This is a genomic window from Nonomuraea sp. NPDC001684 (assembly GCF_053596515.1).
In genome coordinates this window covers 1-7,560 of sequence record NZ_JBSFGJ010000448.1, presented here as the reverse complement: position 1 = coordinate 7,560, position 7,560 = coordinate 1, and the positions used below count along the sequence as shown (strand labels likewise).

Sequence of the window (7,560 nt, the reverse complement as noted above, 5' to 3'; positions counted from 1 at the left end):
CGTCGACCGCACCAACCACCGCGCGAGCACCACCATCAACATCCTCACCGAACACCAGTTGACAGCAGCCCAAAGCCCTTAACTTCCCGGCATTGCCGCTAACGCGGGCGGCAGGTCTGGTCGGTGGCGGGGAGTGCGCCGGTGGCCAGGTAGGCGTTGACCTTGGCGTCCACGCAGGCGTTGCCGTACTCGCCGTAGATCCCGTGGGCGATGGCGCCGCGCAGGGTGAGCAGGCGGGAGCCGGTCAGCGCCCGGTGCATGGCCCTGCTGCCCTCGTAGGTGGTGGCGGTGTCGCCGGTGGCGGACACGATCAGCGCGGGGGTGGGGTTGGCGACGTGCGTGAGCGGTTCGCGCGGCTCGTCCGGCCAGAAGGCGCAGGGCCAGATGTTGTTCTTGACCGGGCCGAAGAGCGGGTGACGCGCCCGGCTGCGCTGGACGTCGTCCCAGTAGACGTCGGGGTCGCCCGGCGCGGCCCGGTCGCCGCAGGTGATCGCGGCGGCCGGGCTGGCCAGCGGCGAACCGGCGCTGGTCAGGACGAACGCCAGGAATCCGGCGAGCTCGGCGCCGGGTTCGGCCGGGCGGCCGTGTGCGGCCTCGTTCAGGGTCCGGACGGTGGCGGCGAACTCGGCGCGCGCCTCGGGACGGTCGTTCGCGGAGCCGACGGAGAGCAGGTACGGGACCGCCTGGTCGTCCACCTCGTACGCCCCGACGCGCAGCGGACGCTCCTCCGCGGCGGCGACGATCGTGTCCACGGTGGCGAGCACGCGGGCGGTGGTCGCGCCGAGCCCGTAGGTGCCGTGGCGTCCGGCGGCCCAGGACGCCCAGGCGCGCAGCGCGCGGTCCGCCTCGTCCTCGGAGCCCCGCATCGCCCTGGGGCCCCACTTGCCCGGGTCGCCCGCGCTGTCCAGGACCACCCGGTCGGTGCGGCCGGGGAACATCTGCGTGTAGATCGCGCCCAGGTAGCTGCCGTAGGAGTAGCCGAGGAAGGAGATCCGGCGCTCCCCCAGGGCGCGGCGCACGAGGTCGATGTCGCGGGCCGTGTCGCGGGTGTTGGCGTACGGGAGCACGTCGGCGTGCCGCTGGGCGCAGCGCTCGGCCAGGTCGCGCTGCACCGCCACCTGGTGGTCGAACCGGGCGCGGGTCGAGCCGGCCGAGCGCAGCCACAGGCCGATGGGCCAGCCGCAGTCGAGCGGCGTGCTGCGCCCGACGAAACGCGGGTCCAGGCCGATGACGTCGTACCGGGCGGCGACGTCCTTCATGGCCGCGCGTGTCCGCAGGGGCATGCCGAGCGTGCTCTCGCCGGGGCCGCCGCTGTTGAGCACCAGGGCGCCGATGCGATGGGCGCGGTCGGTCGCGGGGATGCGGGACAGCGCGAGCTTGATGGCGCGGCCGCCCGGCCTGGAGTGGTCGAGCGGGACGGCGAGCTCCGCGCAGCGCGCGCCCGCCTGGTCGAGCTGCCTGCCGACGGCGTCGTCCGGGCCCAGGGAGCAGCGTTTCCAGTCGAGCGCCGGGGGTTTCCCGCCGGTCGCCGCGGGCGCGCCGGCGTCGGCTCCGGCCGGGGGCGCGACGGCGACGGACAGGGCGATCAGGGCGAGGGCCGGGAGCAGACGGCCGAGCGGCCGCACACGTGTCGGTTTCATGGCCGGGGACGCTATTCCGGCCGGACGCCCGGCACGATACAGCCGGCCGCACGCCCTTGGTACAGCCCGCTGTAGTGTCCGGCCGCGGACGGTGACGGGATACTGGTGCCCCGGTACGCAGGTCAGGAGGAGGTGCGCATGCGTGACCGCGCTCTCCCCGGCTCGGTCTCCCGGCTGTTCTCCGGTTCGACGTCCTGGCTGTCGTCCGGCTCGGTCTCCCGGCTGTCGTCCGGGTCGGGCTACCTGCTGGGCACGCTGGTCACCGCCGTGGTCACGGCGCTCGCGCTCCCGGTGCTGCTCGCGCCGGCGGCGGGGCGGGGCTGGGCGGCCTGGCACCGCCGGCGGGCCGGGCGGCTGCTCGGCGTCCCGGCGGGCGGGGTGCCGGGCGGGCGGCGGGATCTCGCCTGGGCGCTCGCGCACGTCGCCACCGGGTTCCCGCTCGGGCTGGCCGCCCTGCTGTGCCTGGGCAACATCGTGGTCGCCGCGGTGGCGATGGTCGCGTGGCAGGCGTTCCCGGCGGACGCGCGTCCCACGCTGTTCTCGTTCTTCGACGTTCCCGTGGACGACTGGGCGACCGCGCTGGCCGGAGGGTCGGCCCAGATCGTCGTCCTCGGCGCGGCGGCCTGGTGGGGGCTGCCCGCGCTGGCCCGGCTGCACGCCCGGCTGTCCCTGGCGCTGCTCGCGCCGTCGGCCCGCGAGCGGCTCACCGAGCGGGTCGACGTGCTGACCAGGAGCCGGGTCGGCGTGGTCGACGCCCACGGCGCGGAGCTCCAGCGCATCGAACGCGACCTGCACGACGGGACGCAGGCCCGCCTGGTGACCATCGCCATGCACCTGGGCCTGGCCCGCGAGTCGCTCGCCGACGACCCGGACACGGTCGCCCTGCTGCTCCAGGAGGCGCACGAGACGGCGGAGGAGGCGATGGCCGAGCTGCGCGCGGTGCTCCAGACGATCTACCCGCCGATCCTCGCCGACCGCGGGCTCGACGGCGCGCTGACGGCGCTGGCCGCCCGGTCGAGCGTGCCGGTCCACATCGAGCTCGCCGACCTGGGCGCGCTGCCGCCGTCCGTGGAGACGGTGGCCTACTACGTGATCGCCGAGGCGCTGACGAACGTGACCAAGCACGCCGCCGCCACCAGGGCGTCCCTGCGGATCGAGCGGGCCGGCGACGTGCTGTCCGTCGAGGTCACCGACGACGGCAGGGGCGGCGCCGACGAGGCGCGCGGCACCGGGATCCCCGGGATCCGCCGGCGGGTCGCCGCCCTCGACGGCACGCTGCGCCTCGACAGCCCGCCGGGCGGCCCCACCACGCTCGCCGTCCGGATGCCGTGCGCGTCGTGACCGTCGAAGGAGGTCCCTTGCGGGTCGTGATCGCCGAGGACAACGTCCTGCTGGCCAGCGGGCTGAAGCTGCTGCTGGCGGCCAGGGGCTGCGAGGTCGTCGCGGTCGTCGGCGACGGCGAGGCGTTCCTGCTCGCCGTCGCCGAGCACCGTCCCGACATCGCCATCGTCGACGTGCGGCTGCCGCCGTCGTTCCGCGACGAGGGCATCCACGCCGCGCTGCGGGCCCGCCGCGAGCACGGCGCGCTGCCGATCCTGGTGCTCTCGCAGTACGTCGAGCGCGAGTACGCCGGCGAACTGCTCGCCGACGGCCGCGGCGGCATCGGCTACCTGCTCAAGGACCGCATCGGCCGGGTGGCCGAGTTCGTCGACGCCCTGCGGCGGGTCGCGGCCGGCGGCACCGCGATGGACCCGGAAGTGGTCGCCCAGCTCTTCGCCCGCCGCGCCGACGACCCCCTCGCCGCCCTCACCGCCCGCGAGCGGGAGTCCCTGGCCCTCATGGCGCAGGGGCACGACAACGCCACCATCGCCGAGCGCATGCGCATCTCCGACAACGCCGTCCACAAGCACATCGGCAACGTCTTCGCCAAGCTCGGCCTGGCCCCGGACGACTCCGGCCACCGCCGCGTCCGCGCCGTGCTCGCCTACCTGGACGGCGCTCCGCGCCCGCCCGAGCAGACCCCGGTCCGCGGGAAGCCCAGCTGACCCCATCCCCTCCGGCGGACACGCCCGCGCGGACGTCAGAGCAGCGCGGCGAGCTCGGCCGGCCGCGAGAACATCGGCCAGTGGCCGGTCGGCAGCTCGGCGAACGTCCACTCGGGGGTGCCGAGCGCGGCGAACGCCGGGTTCCCCGAGGCGATCAGCTCGCGGATCAGTGCCACCGGCATGGTCGAGGCGACCAAGGTCTTCGGCGTCGCCGGGATGCGCTCCGGCCGCTGCGCCGGCTGCACGGCCGCGCCCCACGGCTGGGGCGTCGCCTTCGCGCGGATCTGCTCCCATCGTTCCTCGGTGAGGCCCGCGAACTTGCCCGCCCCCTGCTCGTAGGCGGGCACGTCGAGCGCGTGGCCGTCCCCGACCTGGGCGCGCCAGGCCTTCTGGGTGTCCTCGTCGTTGAAGTCGATCACCGCCGCCCCGGACGGCAGCGGCCCGGCGTCCACGTAGACGACCCGGCTGAGCCGCTCGGGATGCCGGTCGGCGACCGCGGTCACCGGGACGTTCGCCCCGCTGTGCCCGACCAGGACGACGTCGTCCCATCCGTCCATCGCCGCCAGGATGTCGGCGACATGTGTCTCCACGCCGACCTCCGGTGACAGCTCGCCGGCCCGCTCCGCCACCCCCGTCAGGGTGACCGCCCGCACCTGGTGCCCGGCGGCGCGCAGTTCGTGCGCCACCTCGTCCCAGGCCCAGGCGCCGAGCCAGAATCCGGGTACCAGCACGTAGTTCGCCATCTCGTCGTCCTTCCAAGTGAGCCGATGTCGCTACGCTAAAGCGGAAAGCGGACAGAACCCGCCCGGATAAAGAGGGTGACCTGTGTCATATCCGGCGACCCGGATGCTGGCGATGCTCGAACTGCTCCAGGCCCACCACGTGCTGGGCGGCCGCGACCTCGCCCAGCGGCTCGGCGTGGACGAACGGACCGTCCGCCGTTACGCCGCCCGGCTCGCCGACCTGGGCATCCCCGTCGCCGCCGAACGCGGCCGGTACGGCGGCTACCGGCTGATGCCCGGCTACAAGCTGCCGCCGCTGATGCTCACCGACGACGAGGCCACCGCCGTCGTCCTCGGCCTGCTCGCCGGACGCCGCCTGGGCCTGGCCGCCGAGGCCACGGAGGCCGCCCTGGCCAAGATCCGGCGGGTGCTGCCGGCCACGCTGCGGCAGCAGGCCGGCGCGCTGGAGGAGACCCTCGACTTCACCCTCGCCGCCCGCGCGGCGCGGACGCCCGCGAGCCGGGCCGTGCTGACCCTGGCCGCCGCGATCCGCGACCGCCGCCGGGTCACGCTGGGCTACCGCTCCTGGAAGGGCTCCACCACCGAACGCGAACTGGACGGCCACGGCCTGGTCTTCCACTCCGGCCGCTGGTACGTGACCGGCCTCGACCACCTGTCCGGCGAGCTGCGCACCTTCCGCCTCGACCGGATCTCCTCCGTCGTCCCGGGGACGGCCTCCTACGAGATCCCCGCCGAGTCCGACCCGGTGCGGCAGGTCACCGCGTCGCTGGCCCGGGTGCCGTACGCGCACCTCGTCGAGGTCGTGCTGCGCGTGCCTCTCGCGGAGGCGGCCCGTCGCGTCCCGCCGTCGGTGGCCACGCTCACCGAGACCCCGGACGGAGTGCTGCTGCGGATGCGCGCCGAGTCCCTGGACGGCATGGCCGCCATGCTCGCCGGGCTCGGCTTCCCGTTCACGATCCAGTCGCCGCCGGAGCTGCGCACGGCCGTCCGCCGCCTGGCCCAGAGCCTGCTGGACCAGACCTCCGATTGAGGCGGTACTGGAGGGACGGTGCCAGCCGAGTCCGTCCGGGTCCGTCCGAGCTGCTGTTGGACACCCCGGGCCGGCCGCTTGCCTGGGGTGCGAGGCGGCCGACCGGGCCGCCCGCAGCGAAGGAGAGACCCGTGAACGCATCCAGCGCGCCGCGCCCCAGGACCAGGAAGGTCACCGCGGCCCTCGCCGCCACCGCACTCGCCGCCGGGCTCGGCCTGGCCGCCCTCGCCACCACCGCGCCGCCCGCCCAGGCGACCTCCGCGGCCGGCCCCGCGACCGGCCAGCCGGGCCTGGACCGGCTGCACGCGTACTGCCAGAGCCTGGGCCACCTCAACTCGGTGGCCCAGAATCCGAAGTCGGTCTGGAGCTGGCGCTGCGTCGGCGTGGACGGCACCATGCACGGCATCAACATGCACGACGCGTGCCGCTGGCAGCACGGCGCCGGCCTGTCCCACGCCGCCTTCCACGACGAGCGCAACGCCTTCTCCTGGTACTGCTACTGATCGCGGCGCCACCTGCCCGCCCCGCCTTCGTCGGCGGTCAGCCGATGGGGGCGGGGAGGACGCCGGTGCGGTGGAGATGGCGGCGGGCCGCCGCGATGGCCTCCGGGGTCGAGGCGAACACCTGGCCGGCCTCGTCCAGGCGGGCGATCGCGCCCAGGGCGCGCAGCGGCCGGTGGTGGCCGTCCCGGATGCCGGAGACGTACACGGTGATGCCGCGTCGTTCCAGGCGGGCGACGGCGTCGCCGAGCACCAGGGCGCCGCTGGCGTCGATCGTGGTGATGCGGGACATGCGCAGGATCACCACCGAGACGTCGGCGACCTCCGACAGCTCCAGCAGGAAGCGGTGCGCCGCGGCGAAGAACAGCGGCCCGTCCAGCCGGTAGGCGACGATGTGCTCGGCCAGCAGCTCGTGCTCCTCGGCGTCGTGGTCGCCGGGCAGGTCGGCCCGCAGGGGCACGGTGTCCAGGCGCACGTTCCCGGCGATGGCGCGCAGCGCGAGCGCCCCGGCCACGATCAGGCCGAGGATGACGGCGGTGACCAGGTCGAGGACGAGGGTCGCGACCGCGGTCGAGACCAGGACGACGGCGTCGGCCCGGGTGGAGCGCAGCATCGACGTCACCGAGCCAACCTCGACCATCCGCGCCGCGGTGGCCAGCAGCACCCCGGCCAGGGCCGCCAGCGGGATGCGGGCGACCAGCCCGGCGGCGGTGAACACGATGACGCCGAGGATCGCGGCGTGCGCGAGCGCGGCCAGCCGGGAGGACGCGCCCGCGCGCACGTTGACGGCGGTGCGGGCGATCGCCCCGGTGGCCGGGACGCCGCCGAACAACGGGGCGACCAGGTTGGCGATGCCCTGGCCGAACAGCTCGCGGTCGGGGTCGTGCCGATGGTTGACGCTCATGCCGTCGGCGACGGCGGCCGACAACAACGATTCCAGCGCGGCCAGCGCGGCCACGGCGAACGCGGGGGCGACGAGGGAGCTCAGCGCGCCGACGTCCAGGAACTCCAGGGACGGGGCGGGCAGCCCCGCGGGCAGGGCGCCGATGCGCGTCACCGGCAACCCCGCCAGCTCCGCGACGAGCGTGGCGGCGACGACGGCGAGCAGCGAGAACGGCACAGCGGGCCGCCGGCGTCCGCCGACCAGGATCAGCGCCGCGACCGCCGCGGCCATGGCGAGGGCGGCCCAGTTCGGACGGGCCGCGAAGTCGCGTACCGCCTGCCAGGCCACGGCCAGCACCTTGTCACCCGCGGGCGTGGGCACGCCGAGCGCGGCGGGCACCTGCTGCATGCCGATCACGCAGGCGATGCCCAGGGTGAAGCCCTCCACCACCGGCGCGGGCACCAGCATCATGAACCGGCCCGCCCGGGCCAGGGCCAGGCCGAGCAGCAGCAGCCCGGCCAGCAGCCCCACCGTCAGCACGCCGGTGGCGCCGTGCGCGTGCATGATCGGGACGAGCACCACCGTCATCGCCCCGGTCGGCCCGGACACCTGCAGCGCCGAGCCGCCGAAGACGGCGGCCAGCGCGCCGGCCACCACCGCGGTGGCCAGCCCCGCCTGCGCGCCCAGCCCGCTGGAGTTGCCGAAGCCGAGCGCCAGCG

The 7,560-nt window shown here is 75.3% G+C and carries 7 protein-coding genes; 4 read left to right on the top strand and 3 right to left on the bottom strand.

The genetic code is table 11. From position 1 onward, the window contains the following. Positions 1 to 98: 98 nt before the first annotated feature. Complete coding sequence (locus ACWCSD_RS43335; protein ID WP_449923935.1) at positions 99 to 1,640, bottom strand: alpha/beta hydrolase; 1,542 nt, start codon at positions 1,638 to 1,640, stop codon at positions 99 to 101. A 138-nt stretch (positions 1,641 to 1,778) separates the two neighbouring features. On the opposite strand from ACWCSD_RS43335, the gene ACWCSD_RS43330 reads away from it, so the two are divergent. Together ACWCSD_RS43330 and ACWCSD_RS43325 are read left to right on the top strand one after the other, a co-directional pair. Continuing rightward, positions 1,779 to 2,981, top strand: coding sequence for a sensor histidine kinase (locus tag ACWCSD_RS43330; protein WP_449923932.1), 1,203 nt, complete (start codon positions 1,779 to 1,781; stop codon positions 2,979 to 2,981). Positions 2,982 to 2,998: 17 nt separating this feature from the next. Beyond that, positions 2,999 to 3,685 (top strand): response regulator transcription factor, encoded by a 687-nt coding sequence (locus tag ACWCSD_RS43325; RefSeq protein WP_397161911.1) that lies wholly within the window; start codon positions 2,999 to 3,001, stop codon positions 3,683 to 3,685. A 35-nt stretch (positions 3,686 to 3,720) separates the two neighbouring features. Here ACWCSD_RS43325 and ACWCSD_RS43320 read toward each other — a convergent pair whose 3' ends face one another. Continuing rightward, positions 3,721 to 4,428, bottom strand: a complete 708-nt coding sequence (locus ACWCSD_RS43320) for an alpha/beta fold hydrolase (RefSeq protein ID WP_449923928.1) — start codon at positions 4,426 to 4,428, stop codon at positions 3,721 to 3,723. 82 nt (positions 4,429 to 4,510) lie between these two features. On the opposite strand from ACWCSD_RS43320, the gene ACWCSD_RS43315 reads away from it, so the two are divergent. Continuing rightward, the gene (locus ACWCSD_RS43315) at positions 4,511 to 5,458 is read left to right on the top strand and encodes a helix-turn-helix transcriptional regulator (RefSeq protein ID WP_397161913.1); all 948 of its coding nucleotides are present in this window, start codon (positions 4,511 to 4,513) and stop codon (positions 5,456 to 5,458) included. A gap of 131 nt (positions 5,459 to 5,589) precedes the next feature. After that, positions 5,590 to 5,961 carry a hypothetical protein gene (locus tag ACWCSD_RS43310; RefSeq protein ID WP_397161914.1) on the top strand — a complete coding sequence of 124 codons (372 nt, stop codon included), beginning with the start codon at positions 5,590 to 5,592 and terminating at the stop codon, positions 5,959 to 5,961. 37 nt (positions 5,962 to 5,998) lie between these two features. Here ACWCSD_RS43310 and ACWCSD_RS43305 read toward each other — a convergent pair. Further along, a partial coding sequence (locus tag ACWCSD_RS43305; RefSeq protein WP_449923924.1) for a SulP family inorganic anion transporter occupies positions 5,999 to 7,560 on the bottom strand: 1,562 nt, incomplete at its 5' end.

Excerpts from the sequence above, each read along its gene's own strand:
- ACWCSD_RS43335 (WP_449923935.1), bottom strand. The coding sequence starts at position 1,640 with ATGAAACCGACACGTGTGCGGCCGCTCGGCCGTCTGCTCCCGGCCCTC.
- ACWCSD_RS43330 (WP_449923932.1), top strand. The coding sequence starts at position 1,779 with ATGCGTGACCGCGCTCTCCCCGGCTCGGTCTCCCGGCTGTTCTCCGGT.
- ACWCSD_RS43320 (WP_449923928.1), bottom strand. The coding sequence starts at position 4,428 with ATGGCGAACTACGTGCTGGTACCCGGATTCTGGCTCGGCGCCTGGGCC.